The organism is Nostoc sp. DedQUE09 (genome assembly GCF_034530915.1).
GTDB lineage: Bacteria > Cyanobacteriota > Cyanobacteriia > Cyanobacteriales > Nostocaceae > Nostoc.
The window spans coordinates 1-22,011 of record NZ_JAVRCE010000050.1 but is presented as its reverse complement, the minus strand read 5'-3'; the positions used below and the strand labels follow the sequence as shown (position 1 = coordinate 22,011).

The window sequence follows — 22,011 nt, the reverse complement described above, 5'->3', positions numbered from 1 at the left end:
TTTGTTAAGCTGACTCCTATTAGCTTTCCTAGATTTCTGACAAGAAGTAGAGAAAGATCACAATTTCGATGAGCAACAGCTGACAACACTTTGCTATAGGCGCTAAAGTGCATCTACTACAAGCTTAACGACAAGAGAACGCCTAGAAGAGTCAGTAATACAAGAGTGGGACTCTCGCATGAATATAAATCCAGTGGAATCAACTATGGAGTTGACAAAATTATCACCACCTCAAATTCTTTTCGGCAAAGAAGTAGATGAAAAAAGTAGTAGCGAGCAGTTTCTACTAAGCATTTATGATTCTGTACAGGCATCAATATTTGTAGTTGATGTTTTGGAGGATGGAGATTTCCGATATGTGGCTCTTAATCCCACTCATGAACGGTGGATAGGGATTCGCTCAGACGATCTCCGGGGCAAAAAACCAGAGGATATTCTCTGTGCAATTGATGCTGCAAAGGTGCGTCAACATTATGCTGACTGCGTGCGATTCGGCAAAACTATTTCTTACGAACAATGTTTGCAATTCCAGGGAGTTCCCACTTGGTGGAGTACGACTCTCACGCCACTAAAGGATGCTAACTCCAAAGTTTATCGATTAATTGGTACTAGTAGCAATATTACTTCTGTCAAGCAAGCAGAACAGGCAGTTGGACTCCAGGTTGAACGAGAGCAACTGCTAGAAGCGATCGCTGGACGGATTCACCAATTAGTAGAATTAGAGACAATTCTGCATCAGACTACAATTGAACTGCGGCAATTTTTGAATTGCGATCGCGTGTTGATTTATCGTTTCGAGGCTAATGGCAGTGGAGTAATCATTGCCGAATCAACTGTAGCTGCTAGCGATCCCCTATTGGGCAAAAACATCACTGATCCCTGCTTCAGTGGCAAACATCCAGAACACTACAGACAAGGTTGCATTCAAGTTGTCGAAGATATTTATGCAGCCGGCTTGCATCCTTGCCATATAGATTTCCTTGCATCTTTGCAGATAAGAGCCAATCTTGTCGTACCGATTTTTCAAAAGCAAGATATGTGGGGGCTATTGATTGCCCAGAATTGCCGTGAATCGCGTCAATGGCAGCAAACAGAAACTGACTTACTCAAGCAGTTGGCAACTCAAATCGGCGTTGCAGTCCAACAGGCAGAACTTCATCAACAACTCCAGGATCTCAAAGCCAAGATGGAGTTACAGAAGCAGAAGCACATCAGTCAGTTGCAGCAGGTGCGAAACTTTGAAGCCTTGGTGCGACACATGACAGAACAAATCCGCGACAGTCTGGATCAAACTCAGGTATTGCAGACACTTACCCAGGAATTAGCAAAATTACTAAACCTTGAGCGTTGCCAAATTGAACTCTACAGTACTTGTCAAACTCTAGTTACTATTGCTTACGAATACAGTATTAATTTGCCTCAACGTCAAGGATTAACTAAACAGATTGCAGACCATCTTGAAGTTTATCAGCCGCTGTTGCAAAAACAACCATTGCAATTTTTGGAAATTGTACCGGGATGGCAACCAAAGTTGCTAGTTATGTCCCAGATGGCTTGTCCAATTTTTGATACTCAAGGGATTTTGGGAAATATTTGGTTAACAAGACCATCACAAGAGGCTTTTGACGAATTTGAAATTGAGCTAATGCAACAGGTAGCAAATGAATGTGCGATCGCCATTCGTCAAGCCCAGCTTTACAAACAAAACCAGGCACAGGTAAAAGAACTAGAAAAATGCGATCGGCTCAAAAACCAATTTCTCAGAACTTTATCCCAAGAACTGCGGACACCAATAACAAGCATCAGCCTTGCAGTCCAAACTCTCGAAAGTGTCCTCACACCAGCAGAAATATCAGAAATAGAAATAGTGCCGCAACTCTTGCAGATTTTGCATAATGAGTGTGGGCGAGAAAGCAAGTTAATTAACGACCTACTCACACTTACATATCTCGAAGCCGAACCCGATCCCCCAACCTTGATTGCCATTGACTTTCAAAGCTGGCTTCACCCCATTATCGAGTCTTTTCGAGACCTCACCAACTGCCAGCGACAGCAGTTAAACCTGACTGTCGATCGGGCGCTGCCGCCTTTAGAGACAGATATCACTGATTTGGAGCGGATTGTCACCGAACTACTAAACCATGCCTGCAAATACACCCCAGCCGGGGAATTAATTTCAGTCTCTGCTCAGTTGATCGGGAATGCAGTCGAGCTTAATATTACCAATTCGGGAATAGAGCTTACCAACAATGAACTCTCACGGATTTTTGAACCTTTCTATCACCTTTCCAAACACGATCCTTGGAAACATAGCGGCACAGGGCTGGAATTGGCATTAGTGCAGAAAATGGTCAGACATTTAGGCGGCTCAATTTATGTAGAGAGTGCAACAGGTCAAACCACCTTTACCGTCAAATTTCCCCTTTAATTCGTTTTTTGGGCATAGCACTGGCAAATCTGTTAGAAGTTTGCTATCATGGTTATTCGTGCGGGTGACTAGCTCAACGGTAGAGCAGTAGACTCTTAATCTATTGGTTGCGGGTTCAAATCCCTCGTCACCCACTACTTTCAGCTATCCAAATTTTCTCTCAGTTTTCTCTCCAGGCATAAACCCAATTTCCCCTACGAGACAGAATTGCAAAGGATAGCTGGAATACAGAAAATTTATAAGTTAGACTTGATAATATAATTTTTGCTTATAGCTAATTTATAAAACCTGTCTTTGATGATTCCTAAGAACTTGCTAGAAAATTTTTAATATAATTTATACCAAACTTTACTTTTTTAAAATTTGTGCATCAAGTTGATTTCATAGTGGTGCTGTCTCTGCGTTAGAGTGCTATCACCTAATATTTATAAGTATATACTTTAGTGTGCTAAAAATTGCATAATAGGCAACCTTTTTGCGGAAGGTTGCCTATTAGTGGTCTTTTAAGCTAGTCTGAGAAGAACATTTTAAATCTAAGTCTCTTGTCAGTCAATCTGGTAAGAGGCTTTTTATTTCAGCAAATAACCCAAATACCCAGCTAGAAATAGCTTGGAATATTCAAGTAACACAGATTGAGCTTGGGTATCTACTACGCTACGCATCGCTATAACTACAAAAATAACTGCGAACATAGTGAACAAAATTGTTTCTTTGTTCATAATTCATTAAATCCACTTAATCAGTTGATACAAACGATATCATTCACCTGGCAAATATATCATCCGCATAAGTAACTAAAAAATAATTTATATCTAAGACAATTTACTGTTGACAACGAAAAAAATATAGCCTACACCCAAAATTCTTAGTTTAATCCTAACCCAGCACTACTAAGTTTTTAGTATGCTTTACTACATCAGCAAATGGGACTTTTTAACTGGCGTATTTCAATCCTACTATTTACCCAAATAATAGAGACGCAAAATTTCGCGCCTCTACGTACCTAGTCTATTACTTGTTTACGTTCCCCAGGCAAATCCAAAATTGGCGCGATCGCCTCCGATAACATCAGAGCGATCGCACCCTTAAACCAAATACTTAAACTTCTGGTTCAATACCGAGCGATCGCAATTGGGCAGTTAAGCGATCGGCTCTTTGCCTTTCCTCTTCCGCTCTCTCCTCACCAGTCAACAACAAATTACCCTGCAAATCCCACCAACGTAACCAGGGTAATTGAGCGTTTTGATATTCTCCTTGCCATAAACCTAACTCAACTCCCAAGCGGGTAATCGGATAATGTCCGCGTTCATTTGCTGCTAATAACTGATATTGTCCACCAATTAATTCATAAACTTCTAAGTTGGCTTTATTCACTTCATAAATACCATAAAAAGCCGGATGAATTACTTGCTCATAAATCCAGAATTTCCCCTGCCAAGGGGTTTTATCTCGTTCTTCAGTACCATCCCCAGAAACAAATTCCAAGGCAATCAAGGGTGCAATAAATTCTCGCCACAGTACATAAGACCTCCGTGTTTGTCCATCGAGCAAAGGCGGTACATTCCCTACATAAAACCAATCTGGTGCTTCTGCCCCTCGTTCTGGCGGATCTGTCAAGCGCCAGTAAATACCTAAGTCCTGACCTATACAATATTCACCTTCAGGATGTAATTGTTTGAGGATAGGTGTTATCGAGTCAGTGAGTAAGATGCTTTGGGGATGCTCTTGCCAATTTTTCACAAATGTACCGTCTGACTCTGGTAGCTGCGTATGATCGGGGAAAGGAGTGAGGGCGGTGGATGGATCAGTTGCAGAGGTCATAGATCTAGCCTCGCGCTGGGGGTGAAGTTTATTTTTTAGTTTAGCTTGCGTACTTAACCAAGTTTTACTCGCAGTTAAGAATCCTTTGAGGTAATTAAAAATTGGAGCAAAGCAAGTTGACGAGCTTCACTCCCGACTAATCTCAAAGTACACGCAGTAAGCTAGGAATGCTTTCGATCGCTGATAAATTCTGAATTTCTGCCAAAGCTTGCCTAAAATTGCCTTCGCGTACATCATGGGTAACAACCACAATCTCAGCTAGTTCCCCTTGAAAGCCTGTTTGGACAACTGACTCTAAGCTAACGCCATAGTTGCCAAAGCAAGTACCCAATTTACCGATAACTCCAGGTTGGTCATTAGTGAGGAAACGGGCGTAAAATCGAGTTATCAATTCTGCCATCGGCGCAATTTGGCAGTATTCCTGATGTCCACAAGTTAATAATGGATTTGCAACTGCTGTATTGGTTTTGAGGACAGCAACTAAATTTAAGATATCCGATGTCACAGCACTGGCGGTTGCACCAGCACCAGCACCGGGGCCAAAAAACATTACCTGACCGATGGGTTCTCCTTCCACAAGAATGGCATTGTAAACGCCGTTGATGCTAGCCAAGGGGTGGGCTTTGGGCACTAAGGTGGGATGAACTCTGACGGAAAGGGGAGATGAGGGAGTATCACGTTTAGCGATCGCTAACAATTTAATCACAAATCCCAATTTTTCGGCGTAGGCAATATCTGTCTTGCTAACTTGCCGAATCCCCTCAGTATAAACATCTTGTAAGTTGATGCGTCCACCAAAGCCTAATGATGCCAGGATGGCAATTTTATCAGCTGCGTCTAAGCCATCCACATCGGCTGTGGGGTCAGCCTCAGCATAACCCAAACGTTGGGCATCAGCTAAAACATCATTGAAGTTGCTGCCTTCTGTTTGCATCCGTGTCAGGATGTAGTTTGTTGTACCGTTAACAATACCCGTTACAGTATGAATTCGGTTAACACTTAAAGATTGCTTTAGGGGTTGAATCACTGGAATACCACCACCCACAGCCGCTTCTAACATTACGTATACGCCAGCTTGATTGGCAGTTGTGAAAATTTCTGCTCCAAAGCGGGCGATCGCTGCCTTATTGGCGGTGACTACATGCTTACCATTACTTAAAGCTTTGAGAATGAGCGATCGCGCCGGCTCCAATCCACCCATCACCTCGACAACTATATCTACCGCTGGATCGTTGACAATTGATTCTAAGTCTGTTGTTACTACTTCCGTAGACAATTCTACTGCACGGGGTTTATCTAGCGATCGAACTCCCACCCGAGAAATTTCTATCTCTTGCAACAATGGGTGACGCCCAGCGCTATCTTGCAACAACTGCACTGTTCCCGTTCCCACGGTGCCTAATCCCAGTATTCCTAGTTTCACACCCACAATTTTTGCACCTAATTCATTTTTAAGTGCTGAGTGCTGAGTGCTGAGTGCTGAGTAGTTATCAGTACTTAGTACTTGACCACGCAGAACTGAGAACTCTTTCCTCAGCTATTTACAATATTCATAACAAAACAATTGTAGGGTGAGCATTGCCCACCCTACTAATTCATAACTTAGAACTCAAAACTCAGCACTTAGTAAGTTTCTACTTCATAGCTTAGAACTCAAAACTCAGCACTTAGCACTCAGCACTTAATAAGTTTCTACGTGCCAGCGATGAGCTTTCTTGAGTTGCTTCTGGTAATCACTCCAGGTTACGCCTTCCTTAGCAGCAGCAGTAGTTAAGGCTGCATCAATACCTTCTTCCATACCTCGCAAACCGCAGATGTATGTGTGGGTTTTTTCATTTTTAATCAACTGCCACAACTCATCAGCATGTTCTGCTACGCGGTCTTGGATGTACATTCTACCGCCTTGAGGATTTTTCTGTTCGCGGCTGATAGCAGCAGTGAGGCGGAAGTTATCAGGATATTTTTGTTGAATTTCTTCCAGTTCTTCCTTATATAAAAGGTTTGGAGTTGTCGGAACGCCAAATATTAGCCAAGAGAATCCTTTAAATTGGTATTCTGGGTTAGCTGCTCTTTCCGCATCTTTAAACTGACGCCACAGATAAGCTCGCATGGGGGCAATACCTGTTCCGGTTGCCAACATAATGACATTAGCTTCAGGATCATCGGGTAACAACATTTCCTTACCCACAGGCCCAGTAATTTTTACCTCTTCCCCTGGCTTGAGGAAACACAGGTGTGTGGAGCAAACACCGTAGACTGTTTCGCTAGTTTCCGGGTGCTTATATTCCAACTGGCGGACGCATAACGATACTGTCTTATCATCCACATCATCGCCATGACGAGTTGAGGCGATGGAATAGAGTCTAAGTTTCTCTGGCTTACCGTTCTTGTCTAATCCTGGTGGAATAATTCCAATACTTTGACCTTCTATATACTTCAAATCCCCTGCGGAGATGTCGAATTTAAGGTGTTGAACAATACCAATACCACCTTCTTTGACTAGCGGTTCGTTAGATATTACCTTGCCAATAAACGGAGCATTGGGACGGTAAGTGTTAACAGGAACGTCACCGTGGTCTTTTTTGGCTTTCGCTTGAGTCATGGTGTTGCCTTTCTTGTCCTTGTTCTTGAGCTGTTCTTCAGCTGATGATTTAGTGAAGCCTTTGGCTTCACTACCAGCATTTACAGGTGTGGCTTTACCATTCCCTTCACTGTCAGCATTTTCCCCAGATGTCGCTAACTCGCTGACAACGCTATTAGCATTCCCAAGTGAGGCTTTACCATTAACTGGCTCTAGAGCAGTTACAGGTTGGATGCTAACAATTGTGCCGCCTAGACGAGTGATACGTCGCATTTCTTGATTCATGCGGTTGTAAGGCACTCTGATGAACACACTGCCACTTTTCCGAATTGGGTAGTTAGTTTGATCGGTTTCTTCACTCTGACGCAAACCCACTACTTCATAAAGGAAGATGCGGCTACCTAATTCTGTGTTGGCAGCACCCTCAACAGCACCTTGATTGTACATTCGTTCTACCACTCCGATAATTTACTTAACCGTTTTTCAAAAAAACTATTCCCATCCCATGCCAGCTTTAGTTTACCGGATTTTCGTTTCACAAAACTGGCCCTGAAGGAAAAACGGCATCATTAAATTAATGCCTTGCTAAGTACACTCACCAAAGACATGCAGGCATAGCAAAAAACACACCTGTTCACCTTCTAAGGTAAAGGATAAGTCTTGTGGAGAATGTTAATAATGAATCAATTTAATCTTTTTTTCGTTAACTATCACCCCATCAGGGAGATAGCTTTTTATCTTAGTACCCAATGAGCAACTCACAATAGCAGATATTCTCAGAGGGGTGCTTTGCTCGGTGTAAGCTACCGCTCAGTTTACCTTTAAAAGCTACCTTTGCGCTTGCTTACTCCAGGGGTTTCAATCGGAGAATGCCACGAGAGGATGGTTTTCTTGCAATTGGTTTTACTTCTCCAAATCTACTACTTTTCTGGAATATTGTTAGCTATCTTCATTACCTGTCTATGAAAAACTACATAACTAGGACAACTCTAGCTACAAACATCACGAGATAGACAATCATAATTCAAGCAACCGTAATTAGTTTCACTTGATGTGAAAAATCTGTCAACCTGTTATCAGTACTTTGCCATAACGTCAACGCTTCTATATGAGTATATCCATAAATTTACAGCCAATAATTTGAGTCATGCAAGTTGTTTCCTCATTCGTTGGATAGATTTTTACTTTGAATATTAAGTATTGTCGAGCAGAAATTCCAATTTAGGTACATGATAAAATTTGCGGTAATTAGAAATTATACCTTATAGTCTTGATTCTATAGAGTCATAAGTAGCAGACTGATAAAGGTGCAACCCTGATAAACAGTGCTGATCCCCATTTTTAAATTAACAACTAAATTAACAAAAAAATGATTGAGGAACCACGCTAATTCTTCTCGACAGCAATCTTGTATGGGATACCCCCTTCTGTTAAAATCAAATATATCACTAGGATTAAATACTTACCGGCACCAACATTCAGGCTAGTCCGACGAGTAGCAACTTAAAAGAGTAGGCAGGAGGCAAAGGGCAGAAGGCAGGAAGAAAGAAGTATGAATGAAATTTTTTTATTTCTAGGTCAAAAGGCCAGTTTAAAAATAAGAATTGTATTGAGCCAAAAGTGCCTCGGGATTCAAGGCATGTACAGCTTAAATCCCACGCTTTTAAACGTGGCTTACTCCTGCCTCCTGCCTCCTGCCTCCTGCCTCCTGATTACTTTGTTGTCTACCCGCTTGGTGTCTTATAGATGTGCTAGGTAGCAAGAACGCAGGATAAACCAAAGGGGTAAACTCCTGGCTTCAGAATCTGCTGTGTGAAAAATTATTGACACAACTTTAGTATTTTAGAGGAGATTTATGACAAGTAAGCCGGAACGCGTGGTACTGATTGGAGTAGCCGGAGACTCTGGTTGCGGTAAATCTACGTTTTTGCGTCGTTTGATCGATTTGTTTGGTGAAGATTTAATGACAGTCATCTGCTTGGATGACTATCACTCCTTGGATCGCAAACAGCGCAAAGAAACAGGGATAACGGCACTAGACCCCAGGGCGAACAATTTTGACCTAATGTATGAGCAAATTAAAGCGCTCAAAAGTGGTCAAGCGATTGATAAGCCGATTTACAACCACGAAACTGGCTTGATCGATCCGCCAGAGCGGATAGAGCCGAATCATATTATAGTTGTTGAAGGGCTGCATCCTTTATATGATGAGCGGGTGCGATCGCTAATCGACTTCAGTGTTTATTTTGACATTAGCGATGAGGTCAAAATTGCCTGGAAAATCCAGCGAGATATGGCTGAACGCGGTCATCGCTACGAAGATGTGTTAGCGCAAATTAATTCCCGCAAACCTGACTTTGATAAATTTATTGAACCACAAAGAGAATTTGCTGATGTGGTTCTCCAGGTATTGCCCACAAACTTGATCAAAAACGACACCGAGCGCAGAGTCCTACGGGTACGTATGCTTCAGCGGGAAGGTAAAGAAGGCTTTGATCCAACCTACCTATTTGATGAAGGATCAACAATCAATTGGACTCCCTGTGGACGCAAGCTGACCTGTTCTTATCCTGGTATGCAACTGTACTACGGTTCAGATGTTTACTACGGTCGCTATGTCTCAGTACTAGAGGTGGATGGTCAATTTGACAACTTGGAAGAAGTCATTTATATCGAAACCCATCTCAGCAATACATCCACAAAATATCAGGGTGAATTGACTCACTTGTTACTCCAGCACCGCGAGTATCCAGGTTCCAATAATGGAACTGGCTTCTTCCAAGTGCTTACAGGTTTGAAGATGCGTGCTGCTTATGAGCGGTTGACAGCTACGGAAGCAAAGTTAGCGATTCAGGTTTAAAGCAGCAGTGTTTGTGTCAAAGCTTATGGGGGCGCTTCCGGGTACCCCCTTTTTTTGTGTTATTAAATACATTTTAACTACAAAATAACTAGCATACATTTATCTTACTTACGCATATTTACCTTATAGTTAGTGGTTTTTATCAATATCAAGAAGATACTAACGACTGAAGTATAAATATTGTTATGATTTCAGAAATTAGTAGTTAAACTAAATACTCACATTTGGTTAACGAAAAAACTCTCGATGGAGGAACTTCCTTTGTCTCGTCGATATCTATTTACCTCTGAGTCAGTCACCGAAGGTCATCCAGATAAAATCTGTGATCAGATTTCTGATACTATTCTGGATGCCCTATTGACACAAGATCCGAGCAGTCGTGTCGCCGCTGAAGTCGTAGTTAATACTGGTTTGGTGTTAATTACTGGTGAAATAACCACCAAAGCTAATGTAAATTTCGTCAATCTTGCCCGGAAAAAAATTGCCGAAATTGGTTATACCAATGCTGATAATGGCTTTTCTGCTAACAGCACCAGCGTTCTACTGGCTATAGACGAACAGTCACCCGATATTGCCCAAGGCGTTAACACCGCCCAAGAAACCCGCGAACAAGATAGTGATGAACAATTTGACAAAATTGGCGCGGGCGATCAAGGTATAATGTTTGGTTTTGCCAGCAACGAAACACCAGAACTGATGCCTTTACCCATCAGTCTCGCCCACCGCATTGCTCGCCGATTGGCAGCAGTCCGTAAAACAGGTGAATTGTCATACCTGCGTCCTGACGGTAAAACCCAAGTAACCGTAGTCTACGAAGATGGACGTCCAGTAGGTATTGACACGATTCTAATTTCCACCCAGCATACAGCTAGTATTGGTGAAATTACGGATGAGGCGGCGGTACAAGCCAAAATTAAACAAGACCTCTGGTCAGCAGTGGTTGAACCTGTTTTTGGCGACATTGACGTTAAACCCAATCAGGAAACACGTTTTTTAGTCAACCCCACTGGCAAATTTGTCGTTGGTGGCCCTCAAGGAGACTCTGGTCTAACAGGACGGAAAATAATCGTTGATACCTACGGTGGCTATTCACGGCATGGTGGCGGCGCTTTTTCTGGCAAAGACCCCACGAAAGTAGACCGTTCTGCTGCTTATGCGGCTCGCTATGTAGCGAAAAATATTGTTGCCGCTGGTTTGGCAGAAAAAGTTGAAATCCAGCTATCTTATGCTATCGGTGTAGCACGACCAACAAGTATCTTAGTGGATACCTTTGGCACTGGCAAAGTGGATGAAGAAACCTTACTGGAATTAATCAACAAGCACTTTGAACTGCGTCCAGCAGGGATTATCCATACCTTCAACTTACGGAACTTACCAAGTGAACGAGGCGGACGTTTTTATCAGGACGTCGCGGCTTACGGTCATTTTGGGCGTGCTGATTTAGATTTGCCTTGGGAACAGACCGATAAAGCCGAATTGTTGAAGCAAGCAGCGAATGAGTCACTTTCGGCAGTAGTTGCTCAAGCATTGACTTAGGCTTATACGCTACTGTAAAAAGTTAGTTTATCTACGTGAGGGTATTGGCAACTTAACAAGTTACTAATACCCTTATTTTTTAGTTATCACCTGAATATCGAAAAATAAAACAGGAGTCAGAATTTATAATTCATAAGTCAGAATACTCTAACCATGTTCGTTCAGCATACCGTTGACAAATGACCAATGACAAATAACAAATGACTAAATCCAAAAATAAGTCAGGATAAGAGTCAAGATAGTTAATGGTAGACCAAAACGTAAATGCTCCCAGAATGATAACTGATAACCAAGTTTTGCAACAGCCTCAGCAACAATTAAATTAGCAACTGAACCTAACAAAGTTAGATTACCAGCTAAGGTAGATCCTGCTGCTAATAGTAACCAGGTTTTGGTATCTGGATGAGGAAGTAAATGTTGTAGTAACAATACTGCTGGAACATTAGAAACTAAATTTGAAAGCAGAGCAGTAATTCCTAATATGCTCAGAGGATTATAAACTAAACCGCTAAATAAATTCAATATTCCTAATTTTTCTACTCCAGCGGTAACAATAAATAGTCCAGAAAACATCACCAATAAATCCCAATCTACTTTATTTAAAACTCGTTGCGGTTTGATTCGTCTAGTAATAAACAGTAAACTGGCAGCTATGAATGTTGCTTGGGCTGTGGGTATTCCAACTAAGAATGCAATTAATAGTCCTCCTGTTATCAATAAGCTTTTAGTAAGTAACGGTTTAAATATGCGGTAACGCACTGGGGTTACACTCGGACAAGATTTAGTAGAACGAACATCAGGATAAAGCCACCACAATAACGCAATTTGGATCAACAAACTTACTAATGCAATAGGAGTCAATGCTTTCGCAAAATCAAGATAGCTGATACCAGAAAAAGAACCAATCAAAATATTTTGCGGATTGCCACTTAAGGTAGCTACTGAACCCAGATTAGTTGCTCCCGCCAAAGCAAGTAAGTAAGGAATAGGATTGAGGTTCAAAGTTTGGGTTAAACCGAGAACCAAAGGAGTCAAAATTAGAGCGATGGTATCGTTCAGAAAAAAAGCCGAGAGAATTCCACTGCCGAAAGTTAGAACAATTAGTAAACCCAAAGGACTACGGGTAAAGTGTGTAACTGTATCAAGGCTTAATTGGAAAAAACCAGCGTAAGCTAAGTTTGTACTGATTACCATCATGCCAAACAGGAAAATCAGCGTTTTATAGTCTATTGCTTGCCATGCTTCTTTGAGGTTTAATACCCCAAATGCCATCAGCAAAGCTGCACCAACTAAAGCAATACTGGCTCGGTTCATCCGCAAACCAGGGAGATATCCTAAACCCAAACCTATATAAGTCAGCCCTATGATGATGTATCTGAAAACAATCATGATTTCGCTAGATGCTTTTGATGTGATGCTTTTCTATTAACTCCTGTTTTTGTTTCAGGTACACAGAACCAAAAAACTGCTAAAGCTACAACTGCGTAGGCATAGCCCGCCGCAGGTATCGCTGCTAAAATCAAAAACCAACATTCTAACCAGCACAAACAATAATGGTAGTGTTGAGCATCCCTTGAGTAACATTCAAGTAATCCGTACATTTAGTCAAATAAACTACTATTAACACGGGAAACACACCAAAAATCTCGCCTTGTGTGCAATAAATTAACCTACTAAACCAACGATAATTGAAGCTAGCAGATTACCTGCATAGTTAAATGTTTAATTACGCCCTAGCCGCCTATCTAACCCTCTTTTTTCTTAGTAAATCCTGATATATATAGCTTTAACGAGAAAAGCATCTAAGTAGGAAATTAATGAAAAAGAATAATTCGTCTGCACTAAAGCCTACAACTACAAGCTTGCAAGTTCGTCGTTTCCGATTATCCTTTCTCTACGCCGTGCCAATTGGGGTATTAGGCGGGCTGATTGGCTTAGGGGGTGCAGAGTTTCGACTGCCAGTCCTGGCTGGCACATTGAACTATTCAGTGCGGCAGGCTGTACCTTTGAATCTAGCTATTAGCTTGATTACGATCGCTGCTTCTCTGATAATCCGGGGCAGTACACTTTCTTTGAGTCAAGTTATTCCATTACTTCCTGTGGTTTTCTCCTTGATAACTGGAGCGGTTATCACAGCCTTTTTCGGAGCAGCGATCGCAGGAAGGCTCTCAAACGAACAGCTTGAGCGCATCATCTTAATGTTATTAGTAGTGATTGGTATTGCCCTAATAGTCGAGGGTTTTCTACCTCAACAAATACCAGCTCTTTTACCGCCTGCTTTAAGTTGGCGTATTCCAGCAGGTATTTTATTTGGTCTAGCAATTGGGCTGGTAAGCAGTTTACTTGGGGTTGCAGGGGGTGAAGTGATTATCCCAACACTTGTTTTTGCTTTTGGTGCGGATATCAAAACAGCAGGTACAGCCAGTCTTATCGTTAGCTTACCAACTGTACTGGTAGGGGTTATCAAATATGCTAGTCGAGGTGCATTTGCAGATCGTACACTCTTGGGCAATACTATAGCGCCTATGGGAGTTGGTTCGGTGATTGGAGCCATAATCGGAGGAATGCTTGTCGGTATTATTCCACCACGGATACTAAAGGTCATACTAGGGATCATCTTGAATATATCCGCGTTTCGGGTCTTTCATAAAGTAAAGTCTTCTAATGGGAAATAACAAAGCTTTTCAGATTTTGATTGCACTTTTTGTGTAGATATTGGTAACAATGCCCATAAGAAACCCCCTCTGCTTTTACCATAGTAAAGTGATTACACCGCAGAGGGGTTTCATTTATTTTAATATTTTTGTAGAGGCAGGTTTTAAGGATAATTCTCGCAAAAAACTAGTTTATTTGATTTAAAACCCGCCAAAACCTATGTTGTATTTGATTTTAACCTGTGTACTCAGTTGGTCTATTTCCAATCGGGAATTTGAGCGTCTTCTCCACCAATCCCGATTCCAGTGTTAAATATTTCCGCATCAGTAAGATTTAGATCGTTCATTGATGCTTGATACACATTAGAATCGTGAATTGTAGCACGAGTAAAATTTACTCCGTTGAGATTAACTTGCTTCAAATTCACATTGGTTACATAAGCAGATGTTAGGTTAGCACCTGCCAAGTTTGCACCAGTTAAGTCAGCACCTTCGAGGTTAGCTCCTACAAAGTTGGCTCCTTGGAGCTGCGATCCTCTCAAATCAGCACCAATTAAATGAGCCCCACTGAGGTTAGCTCCTGATAGATTGCATTTAACACATTCCCCAGTTGAAAGCAGCTTTTGTAAATCCTGTGGATTCTCAGCTCTAACCGAGCTAGCAAAAAATAGGGGAGTTGCTAAGGCAATGGCCGCTAATAGCTGGAGTTTCATAATTTTCCCCCTTAATAATCAAGTTGCGTCCGTTCTGTCCCTCACAGTTCTATTATCTCACTAAACTTCGTGAGGTCAATCTCTCTTGTGACAATCTATCTTCTGACAAGTTAATTGTGATTTGAAACACAGATAAAAGTGATGTCAAAAATGCCATTAATTTCGATTTTTTGGCTATTTTTACCAAAATTTTCTCCAAAAATGGCAGTCTTAAATCACTATTAAATCTTTTTAAAAGTAAAAACTGGCGCTACTTCCTATAGCTAGTTATAGAAGTATTTATACTTATCAATTGATGGTTTAGTTTAATTCCTCAGAAATTCTCGCATATATTGATTAACCAATTCCGGCTGTTCTTGCTGCACCCAATGACCACAATTGGGTATGTACTTGATTTGGAAATTCCTGACATAGGCTGCGGTGTCGTAGGTTAGCTCCTTGCCGAGTGCAATGTCATTTTCTCCCCAAATCATCAGTGTTGGCACTTCTAAAACGTTCCAATTTGGATTTAGCATTCTCTGCTGAAAAATATTGCGGTAGTAGTTCAACATTGCTGTGAGGGCACCCCGTTTTGCAACGGCATTTTTATAAGCGTCAATATCTGCTTTGGTGAAAGCACTCTTGTTCACTGCTGTACCTTTAAAAGCTGTTTCAATTGCTTGGTAGTCTGAAGATTGTAAGAGTAATTCTGGTATCCACGGTAATTGGAAGAGGAATATGTAGTTACTACGTAGCAACTGTTGGGGGGTGCGTAACCCTTGGGCAAATTTGGCAGGATGAGGCAGGTTAAGAATAATTAATTGTTCTAACATTTCGGGGTGACTGTATGCAAAATTCCAAGCGATCGCACCTCCCCAATCATGTCCAACTAATACACATTTTTGGTATCCTAATCCTTTAATTACTCCCTCAATATCTTTGATAAATTCAGCCATTACATAAGCTGATTGCTCATTTGGTTTATCACTATCGTTGTAGCCACGCAAGTCAAGAGCGACGACTTTAAAATCTTGGGCAAATTCTGGTATTTGATGCCGCCAAGAGTACCAAAACTCAGGAAACCCATGCAACATCAACATTAATGCCCCTTCACCTTGGGTAACGTAGTGTAGTTTTACCCCATTGGTAGTTATATATTCGTGTTTACAAGAACTTTCTATTAAAGACATAATTAATCTAAATTCAGCATTAAAAAACACTAAATAATAATACTGAACAAGTTTAATATTATTTTGAGCAGCCTCACATCTATTGAAAGACAGTATTACGATCGTGCTTTTTTGCAAAAATATTAGACAATTTGTCTTGAGGTAGATGTGAATCGTAGGTAATTTTGGTAAAAGGTAGATATAATAATTTTCCCCAACTACCATGACACAACAGTTGACAAACCATGCTTCATTGTGGGTTGAGCGACTGGGACGGTTTGGCTATGTTTCCAAGGGAGTAGTTTACGGTATCGTTGGACTACTGGCAGCACAGGCGGCTTTTGGCAGTGGTGGTAAAACAACTGATACCCAAGGCGCTCTCCAAACAATCGTTAACCAGCCATTTGGTCAATTTTTGCTGGCTTTAGTTGCAATTGGCTTGATTGGATACGTAATCTGGCGTTTTGTACAGGCAATTAAAGACCCAGAAAATAAAGGTAATGATGTCAAAGGTTTGGCAGTGCGAATTGGTTACGCAGTTAATGGCTTGATTTATGCAAGTTTAGCCTTAACTGCTGTGCAAATCGTTATGGGTACAGGCAGCGCTAAAAATAGTAGTGATTCTACTGAAGATTCGACAGCACGTTTGCTTTCTCAACCCTTTGGTCAATGGTTAGTTGGAACTGTGGGGGTGTTTGTAATTGCTCTAGGCTTCTATCAGTTTTATCAAGCTTTTAGTGGCAAATTTCGTAAAGAACTCAATTTAACTGAGTTAAGCAACACAGAAGCCCAATGGGTAATGAGGATTTCCAGATTTGGTTTAGCGGCACGGGGTATAGTATTTTGTATTATCGGTTGGTTTTTAATTGAAGCTGCAAAACAGTCGAACGCCGCTACCGCCGAAGGTTTAGATGAAGTATTACAGACGTTAGCGCAACAGCCTAACGGAGCATGGCTTTTGGGTATTGTGGCACTAGGTTTAGTTGCTTATGGGATTTACACAATAATACAGGCGCGGTATCGTCGGCTAGTCAATGTTTAGACGGTGCAGTGCCGAGAATTTAAATTTATAGAAATGGCAATAATAGAAACCCGTGGTATATGGCTGACGACTACTGATAGTAAGGTTCTCAGGTCAAAGCAACGCATTGCTGAGGCGATGGATGTGCTTGCCGAAACGGGATTTAATGTGGTGTTTCCCGTTGTTTGGAACAAGGCAGTAACTTTATATCCCAGTCAAACAATGCAGCAGACATGTGGAGTCGAAATTGACCCGATGTCTGTAGGTCGCGACCCTTTAGAAGAGGTGATAGTTGAGGCGCGGCGAGTCGGGTTGAAAGTCATTCCTTGGTTTGAATACGGTTTTGCCAGTTCCTATAATTTGAATGGTGGTGTACTTTTACAGAAAAAGCCGGAATGGGCTGCGCTTGATTGTAATGGTAACTTACTGAAGAAAAACGGCTTTGAGTGGTTGAATGCACTCGACTCACAGGTGCAAGAATTCTTGTTGAGCTTGGTGCTGGAAGTTGTAAAGAATTATGATGTGGATGGTGTTCAAGGAGACGATCGCTTCCCTGCATTACCCTGTGAAGGTGGCTATGATGAGGTAACTGTCAACCGCTATCGCCAGAAATTTGATCGCAATCCCCCACAACACCACAAGGATAGGCAATGGTTACAGTGGCGTGCAGATATTCTCAGTGAGTTTTTGGCGTGTCTCTACCGGGAGGTGAAAGCGGTTAATCCTAATTTATTAGTTGCGATCGCACCTAATATTTATGATTGGGCATTCCAGGAATATCTGCAAGATTCACCCGCATGGCTGAAGCGGGGAATCGTTGATATGATTCAGCCGCAGATTTATCGCCGTGACTTTAGGAGTTATCAGGCGATCGCTGATAAACTGGTAAACCAGCAGTTTACAGATACAACACTGCCCAAGTTAGCACCAGGAATACTGATGAAGCTTGGCTCTTATTGCATTAGTCCAGAATATCTGGTGCAGGCAATTGAATACAATCGTCAACTTGGCATTCAAGGAGAGGTATTCTTTTTTTACGAAGGTTTGCGCGAGAATAACAATACCCTTGCTAAAGTTTTGCGCAATGGGCCTTATGCTAAGTCTGCATCATTTCCTACTCTGTCAGATTTGAATGCAGGTGGTGTGAGTCACAAGACGACACCTTCTATTTGGTCAGTAGCAGAAAATTTGTTAAAAAAGATTTTTTAAGGGAAAAGGCGCGTGGAATATAAGTTGCCAGTGGAAAAGGTAATTCATACTTTAAAAGAAGATTTACCGACACTTTTTGAAAAAGATATTTCTTATGACATTTATACACAGGATATTTATTTTAAAGACCCGGTGAATACATTCAAATACAAATTTAACTATCGCATTATATTTTGGACTTTACGATTTCACGCTCGGCTATTTTTTACTCAGATTTACTTTGATGTGCATGAAGTTTATCAGTCAGCCGAAGACACGATTTTAGCAAAATGGACGGTGCGGGGAGTGTTGCGCGTTCCCTGGAAAGCTGGGTTGCTTTTTAATGGCTATTCAACCTATAAACTCAATCAAGATAATTTGATATACAAGCATATCGACACCTGGGATAGAAAGCCTGGAGAGATTTTACGGCAGTTTTGGCAAAGCGAAGGAGATAGTTAGTTAGCTATTATATCATTGACGGACTAGTAGGTAGGTTACGGAGTTTGACCAAACATACTCTACTAGTCTATGAAAAATGCTGAGTTCCGTTAGTGGTAGCAGTACGTTTGGCCCGTACCTCCTAATAAAAATAGCTTAACCTCACCCCGATAAAGCTGTGCTTTATCTCCTCCTCAAAATATTAAGAGCAGACAGAAAAGTTTCTTTTTAACCGATTACGAACCTTGCAAAAGGTCATTAATTGAACTTATACTCTGTTTGATTTGCTCTGTCAGAGAAGTTCTTAAGAAGTCCAGGTTTACTGTTGAAAAATTGAGTAGCCCCAAAGCATATAATAGGCTCAAAAGACCAATAAATAAAGCTAAAAATCTTCCAAAACAACCAGGATTTATTTCAATGAAAGCTAATTTAGATTGCCCTATTACAGCAATCGTTATAAAAACAATTCCTACTATTAAAAAGGTGCTGTTTGGAGTTAAATCTGTCATTGTTCGATTAAGATGCCTTAGCACTTTTATTGTAGCTACTATTAGTTCAAATTTCTGCCCTTGCCATATGCAAAAACATAAAAATTTTGCAACTCAACATTTACCCTAACCTAATAAGGCTCTGGCTATTGTAGTATCGGTGTTGTAAATTCTCGTGTGCTATGATTTAGAATGACATATTTTGATTTTGAAACTTATTGAGCTATAAATAGCTTGATTGTCTCAATTGTGTATAAATTTTTCTATCTCACTCAGATATTTAAGGAAAAACCTAGATTCTGCAAGAAGCGAACTAACTGATGTGTCTCTGGCAGAAATTCAGATATCATGAATTTGCGGTTGATTTAAACTCAATTTTGCTTCTTACGATTTTGCTGAAACTATCCAGTGGTAAAAGTTTCAGCATCAAAAAGCCAAAATTTCATTACTCGTGTACTAGACGTTAATTTAGTTTATATATTAAACTGCACTAAGACGATAGGAATAGTGGGTTTTTATGGAAAGCGTCCAAAACGTTAGTCAAGAGTTGAATGGAACAAAAGACACAGCACTAGAGCAACTACAAAAGTCTACTCCAGTAGAGTTCAAAAAAGATATTTTCAAAAAACTCAGAGGTGGATTTTTTGTAGTACTGGGATATTTATTATCACCACTATGTTGGTGGAATGACCTACTATTCAATCTGCCAATAGCTTATGGGTTTGGGTATGCATGTAGTTTACTTTCCCCAAAATTGCTTCTACCTTATTCAATTATCGGATACTGGCTCTCTAACATTGTGGGAATTCTCTTGATGCAATTCGGTTCTAAGGACATTTTTCAAAAAGAACCTCAAGAGCATAACCTCAAAAAAGAATTGTTCACAGGTCTAATCTCTTCAACACTTTATACCCTGTTGATTATGCTATTGATTCAGTTGAAGATTCTTGATTCTCCTATTTTATTCTCCAACAGTTAATTTAGTTTATCACCTTTCCACAAAAGAATTCATAGTATAGGTGCACATCTGTGCGTCCATACTATTCTATACTATGTATATGTAGTAGATATAGCAATGTATGGAAGAGTTACGAAGAAAAAACCCTGATTTATTGAAGAAATCGGGTTTCTGAACTCTTGATGGAGAGCAAATCAGCAAGCAAGAAGATCAATTTTCATCCAATTTTAAAAATTCACTTAAATTCAACAATTTTGGGGCCTCCTTACTTACAATTAATGGCAGCTTACCATTCCATTTTTCTATTGCTTGCCTTTGCAGAATTTCTAGAGTTAAACCATCACGTAATAATCTGTGTGCCTCAGCTTCTCCTTTGGCTAAATTAACTTTTGCTTCAGCCTCTTTTATGGCTTTCAGTGCTATAAACTCTGCTCGTTTTGCTTCTTGTTCAGCAACCTGCTTTGCCTCCACCGCCTCACCAAATCGTTCTGAAAAATGGACATGAACTAAAGAAATATCATCAACTGCAACGTGATAGCTACCCAGGCGTGTAGACAATGCATCATCTACTCCACTTTTGACTTCTCCTCGTTTAGTAATAATTTCTTCAGCCGTATACTTTGCTATTACCGCTTTTAGTACTTCTTCAACGGCTGGGCTAATAATCCGAATAACTACATTTTGTTCATCTCCAATTTCCTGAAAAATGACATTTGTTTCCTGGGGAATAATATGCCAATTGAGAGCTACATCGGCAAAAACATTTTGTAAATCTTTGGAAGAAGCCTCAGCAGAAATTTCCTGTTTTTGGACTCTAATACTCAACTTTTTCACAGTATTGACTACAGGAATAATTAAGTGAAGTCCTTCTCCTAATATCTGGTTTTGTACTTCGCCAAATTTCATTAATACACCACGTTCTCCTGCATTTATAATCACACAAGGCGTGAGGAAGAGAGTTATCAAACACAAAAGAGCGGTCAGTTTACCGGCACTGTTAAAACTTGTAATTTTTATCATCTGTGTGAACCATGTGTGCATCTTGCATAGAGACACATATTTAGGAGTTATGGGCTTCTTCCCGTCATGATTTTAGCTCGACTTGATCCAAAATTAAGAACATTCTCGACTCAATAGCAACTGCCCATTATTCAGCCGATATAGACCTTGCGGTTCGATAATCGGATTATCGTACCTGCTTTCCCCACTCCTCTGGCATTTACAAGAGCAAAGGCTATGGCTTCCCACATCAAAGAAGGCTATATCACTGGCGTTGATATTCACATTGCCTGCATCTCCTCGTCCACTAGTACTGGCTAATAATCTTGCATTATTAGTGACAAAAGTGACTTGGTGGTGATATTAATGCCACCAGCTTTACCTACCGCTCCCGTCTCTGCAATACTAAAGGCAGTACTAGCAGTTCCATCAAAGCGTACTGTATCGCTGGCATTAATGGTTACATTACCAGCATCTCCCTGTCCCAAAGTGCTAGCACTCAGTTGTGAACCATTTTTCACAGACAGCGACCTGGCATTAATAAGAAATACGCTTCCCGTCCCGCGCTAACATTAAATTCTCCAAAACTATGAAATAGATTGATTTGGCGAATCGCACCGCCTGTAATTACTTCCATCGGTTGTCCCTGAAAGTTGCCTATAACTTGAGAGAAATCAGCCCCAAGTGTATTGTCAGGTACGATATTACTTTGCTGTGCCTGGGTTTTAGCAGTCAAGATACTGACAATTAACCAGCCCAGTAACCCTGCCAGTCCAAACTGCAAACACTTGTGTAATCCGTATTTTCTCGTCATAAGACGCGCTTTCATATAGATTCTTTGAGTATCTAATAAAACTGCACCTTTGGACGATAAACAAGCTAATATTCGTTAATTATGCAGTTTTCTGCAATCAGGCGATGTCTGACAAAGACTGGACGGCGATAAAATAAATATGTCCTAAGCTTAGTGTTTTTATAGTTAGCCAAACGATAAATTGTTAGTGTGAGCGCTCTACAAATGGAGATTGCAAGTACTATAATAATCAATCTGAATTAGTTTTTTTGTCAGACAACCATAACAAAAAGCCCCATCCTTCTAAGGATGGGGCTTGATGTATGAATAATGAGACCTGGCATCGAGCTATTTTTGCGTAGGGCAACCCCTAAACTATCGT

Annotated in this window: 20 protein-coding genes and 1 tRNA gene; 10 read left to right on the top strand and 11 right to left on the bottom strand. The window is 40.8% G+C overall.

What is annotated here, in order from left to right:
- Positions 1 to 178: 178 nt before the first annotated feature.
- Entirely contained in the window at positions 179 to 2,428 is a 2,250-nt protein-coding gene (locus tag RMY27_RS25465; protein WP_322667658.1) for a GAF domain-containing protein, read from the top strand.
- A 62-nt stretch (positions 2,429 to 2,490) separates the two neighbouring features.
- Positions 2,491 to 2,562: transfer RNA gene (locus tag RMY27_RS25460), tRNA-Lys, on the top strand.
- Positions 2,563 to 2,997: 435 nt separating this feature from the next.
- Here RMY27_RS25460 and RMY27_RS25455 read toward each other — a convergent pair.
- The 4 genes from RMY27_RS25455 to petH all read right to left on the bottom strand — a co-directional run bounded on the left by RMY27_RS25455 (position 2,998) and on the right by petH (position 7,277).
- Positions 2,998 to 3,147 carry a hypothetical protein gene (locus tag RMY27_RS25455; RefSeq protein WP_322667657.1) on the bottom strand — a complete coding sequence of 50 codons (150 nt, stop codon included), beginning with the start codon at positions 3,145 to 3,147 and terminating at the stop codon, positions 2,998 to 3,000.
- Positions 3,148 to 3,526: 379 nt separating this feature from the next.
- Positions 3,527 to 4,249 (bottom strand): Uma2 family endonuclease, encoded by a 723-nt coding sequence (locus RMY27_RS25450; RefSeq protein WP_322667656.1) that lies wholly within the window; start codon positions 4,247 to 4,249, stop codon positions 3,527 to 3,529.
- Positions 4,250 to 4,391: 142 nt separating this feature from the next.
- Positions 4,392 to 5,678: a homoserine dehydrogenase gene (locus RMY27_RS25445; protein ID WP_322667655.1), complete on the bottom strand. Its 1,287-nt coding sequence runs from the start codon at positions 5,676 to 5,678 to the stop codon at positions 4,392 to 4,394.
- A 252-nt stretch (positions 5,679 to 5,930) separates the two neighbouring features.
- On the bottom strand, positions 5,931 to 7,277 hold the full coding sequence (gene petH / locus RMY27_RS25440; protein WP_322667683.1) for a ferredoxin--NADP reductase: 1,347 nt from the start codon (positions 7,275 to 7,277) through the stop codon (positions 5,931 to 5,933).
- Between the two features lie 1,408 nt (positions 7,278 to 8,685).
- On the opposite strand from petH, the gene RMY27_RS25435 reads away from it, so the two are divergent.
- Positions 8,686 to 9,690: a phosphoribulokinase gene (locus tag RMY27_RS25435; RefSeq protein ID WP_194044767.1), complete on the top strand. Its 1,005-nt coding sequence runs from the start codon at positions 8,686 to 8,688 to the stop codon at positions 9,688 to 9,690.
- 261 nt (positions 9,691 to 9,951) lie between these two features.
- Positions 9,952 to 11,226, top strand: a complete 1,275-nt coding sequence (gene metK / locus RMY27_RS25430; protein WP_322667682.1) for a methionine adenosyltransferase — start codon at positions 9,952 to 9,954, stop codon at positions 11,224 to 11,226.
- 204 nt (positions 11,227 to 11,430) lie between these two features.
- On the opposite strand, the gene RMY27_RS25425 is transcribed toward metK, so the two are convergent.
- Entirely contained in the window at positions 11,431 to 12,615 is a 1,185-nt protein-coding gene (locus RMY27_RS25425) for an anion transporter (protein WP_322667654.1), read from the bottom strand.
- Between the two features lie 428 nt (positions 12,616 to 13,043).
- On the opposite strand from RMY27_RS25425, the gene RMY27_RS25420 reads away from it, so the two are divergent.
- Positions 13,044 to 13,901 carry a sulfite exporter TauE/SafE family protein gene (locus RMY27_RS25420; RefSeq protein WP_322667653.1) on the top strand — a complete coding sequence of 286 codons (858 nt, stop codon included), beginning with the start codon at positions 13,044 to 13,046 and terminating at the stop codon, positions 13,899 to 13,901.
- Between the two features lie 236 nt (positions 13,902 to 14,137).
- Here RMY27_RS25420 and RMY27_RS25415 read toward each other — a convergent pair whose 3' ends face one another.
- Together RMY27_RS25415 and RMY27_RS25410 are read right to left on the bottom strand one after the other, a co-directional pair.
- On the bottom strand, positions 14,138 to 14,593 hold the full coding sequence (locus tag RMY27_RS25415; protein ID WP_322667652.1) for a pentapeptide repeat-containing protein: 456 nt from the start codon (positions 14,591 to 14,593) through the stop codon (positions 14,138 to 14,140).
- Positions 14,594 to 14,898: 305 nt separating this feature from the next.
- Positions 14,899 to 15,762: an alpha/beta hydrolase gene (locus tag RMY27_RS25410; RefSeq protein ID WP_322667651.1), complete on the bottom strand. Its 864-nt coding sequence runs from the start codon at positions 15,760 to 15,762 to the stop codon at positions 14,899 to 14,901.
- A gap of 202 nt (positions 15,763 to 15,964) precedes the next feature.
- Between RMY27_RS25410 and RMY27_RS25405 the strand changes: the two genes are divergently transcribed.
- From RMY27_RS25405 to RMY27_RS25395, 3 genes are read left to right on the top strand one after another with little or no spacing between them, the layout of a single operon-like run.
- Positions 15,965 to 16,783, top strand: a complete 819-nt coding sequence (locus RMY27_RS25405; protein WP_322667650.1) for a DUF1206 domain-containing protein — start codon at positions 15,965 to 15,967, stop codon at positions 16,781 to 16,783.
- 33 nt (positions 16,784 to 16,816) lie between these two features.
- Complete coding sequence (locus RMY27_RS25400) at positions 16,817 to 17,971, top strand: glycoside hydrolase family 10 protein (protein WP_322667649.1); 1,155 nt, start codon at positions 16,817 to 16,819, stop codon at positions 17,969 to 17,971.
- A 12-nt stretch (positions 17,972 to 17,983) separates the two neighbouring features.
- Positions 17,984 to 18,412, top strand: coding sequence for a DUF2358 domain-containing protein (locus tag RMY27_RS25395; protein ID WP_322667648.1), 429 nt, complete (start codon positions 17,984 to 17,986; stop codon positions 18,410 to 18,412).
- 215 nt (positions 18,413 to 18,627) lie between these two features.
- Here RMY27_RS25395 and RMY27_RS25390 read toward each other — a convergent pair whose 3' ends face one another.
- Positions 18,628 to 18,900, bottom strand: coding sequence for a hypothetical protein (locus RMY27_RS25390; RefSeq protein WP_322667647.1), 273 nt, complete (start codon positions 18,898 to 18,900; stop codon positions 18,628 to 18,630).
- A 496-nt stretch (positions 18,901 to 19,396) separates the two neighbouring features.
- Here RMY27_RS25390 and RMY27_RS25385 point away from each other — a divergent pair, with 496 nt between their 5' ends.
- Positions 19,397 to 19,858, top strand: a complete 462-nt coding sequence (locus tag RMY27_RS25385; protein ID WP_322667646.1) for a hypothetical protein — start codon at positions 19,397 to 19,399, stop codon at positions 19,856 to 19,858.
- 189 nt (positions 19,859 to 20,047) lie between these two features.
- On the opposite strand, the gene RMY27_RS25380 is transcribed toward RMY27_RS25385, so the two are convergent.
- Complete coding sequence (locus RMY27_RS25380) at positions 20,048 to 20,857, bottom strand: prohibitin family protein (RefSeq protein ID WP_322667645.1); 810 nt, start codon at positions 20,855 to 20,857, stop codon at positions 20,048 to 20,050.
- Positions 20,858 to 21,004: 147 nt separating this feature from the next.
- On the opposite strand from RMY27_RS25380, the gene RMY27_RS25375 reads away from it, so the two are divergent.
- Complete coding sequence (locus tag RMY27_RS25375; protein ID WP_322667644.1) at positions 21,005 to 21,157, top strand: hypothetical protein; 153 nt, start codon at positions 21,005 to 21,007, stop codon at positions 21,155 to 21,157.
- Here RMY27_RS25375 and RMY27_RS25370 read toward each other — a convergent pair.
- Positions 21,154 to 21,357 (bottom strand): hypothetical protein, encoded by a 204-nt coding sequence (locus RMY27_RS25370; protein WP_322667643.1) that lies wholly within the window; start codon positions 21,355 to 21,357, stop codon positions 21,154 to 21,156. The genes RMY27_RS25375 and RMY27_RS25370 overlap by 4 nt on opposite strands.
- Entirely contained in the window at positions 21,354 to 21,650 is a 297-nt protein-coding gene (locus RMY27_RS25365) for a hypothetical protein (protein ID WP_322667642.1), read from the bottom strand. The genes RMY27_RS25370 and RMY27_RS25365 overlap by 4 nt, the downstream gene beginning before the upstream one ends.
- Positions 21,651 to 22,011: the final 361 nt, after the last annotated feature.

Bases quoted from the DNA above. Each gene is read 5' to 3' on its own strand.
- RMY27_RS25465 (WP_322667658.1), top strand. From the start codon at position 179: ATGAATATAAATCCAGTGGAATCAACTATGGAGTTGACAAAATTATCA.
- RMY27_RS25455 (WP_322667657.1), bottom strand. From the start codon at position 3,147: ATGAACAAAGAAACAATTTTGTTCACTATGTTCGCAGTTATTTTTGTA.
- RMY27_RS25450 (WP_322667656.1), bottom strand. From the start codon at position 4,249: ATGACCTCTGCAACTGATCCATCCACCGCCCTCACTCCTTTCCCCGAT.
- petH (WP_322667683.1), bottom strand. From the start codon at position 7,277: ATGTACAATCAAGGTGCTGTTGAGGGTGCTGCCAACACAGAATTAGGT.
- RMY27_RS25435 (WP_194044767.1), top strand. From the start codon at position 8,686: ATGACAAGTAAGCCGGAACGCGTGGTACTGATTGGAGTAGCCGGAGAC.
- RMY27_RS25425 (WP_322667654.1), bottom strand. From the start codon at position 12,615: ATGATTGTTTTCAGATACATCATCATAGGGCTGACTTATATAGGTTTG.
- RMY27_RS25420 (WP_322667653.1), top strand. From the start codon at position 13,044: ATGAAAAAGAATAATTCGTCTGCACTAAAGCCTACAACTACAAGCTTG.
- RMY27_RS25415 (WP_322667652.1), bottom strand. From the start codon at position 14,593: ATGAAACTCCAGCTATTAGCGGCCATTGCCTTAGCAACTCCCCTATTT.
- RMY27_RS25410 (WP_322667651.1), bottom strand. From the start codon at position 15,762: ATGTCTTTAATAGAAAGTTCTTGTAAACACGAATATATAACTACCAAT.
- RMY27_RS25405 (WP_322667650.1), top strand. From the start codon at position 15,965: ATGACACAACAGTTGACAAACCATGCTTCATTGTGGGTTGAGCGACTG.
- RMY27_RS25400 (WP_322667649.1), top strand. From the start codon at position 16,817: ATGGCAATAATAGAAACCCGTGGTATATGGCTGACGACTACTGATAGT.
- RMY27_RS25390 (WP_322667647.1), bottom strand. From the start codon at position 18,900: ATGACAGATTTAACTCCAAACAGCACCTTTTTAATAGTAGGAATTGTT.
- RMY27_RS25385 (WP_322667646.1), top strand. From the start codon at position 19,397: ATGGAAAGCGTCCAAAACGTTAGTCAAGAGTTGAATGGAACAAAAGAC.
- RMY27_RS25380 (WP_322667645.1), bottom strand. From the start codon at position 20,857: ATGATAAAAATTACAAGTTTTAACAGTGCCGGTAAACTGACCGCTCTT.
- RMY27_RS25365 (WP_322667642.1), bottom strand. From the start codon at position 21,650: ATGACGAGAAAATACGGATTACACAAGTGTTTGCAGTTTGGACTGGCA.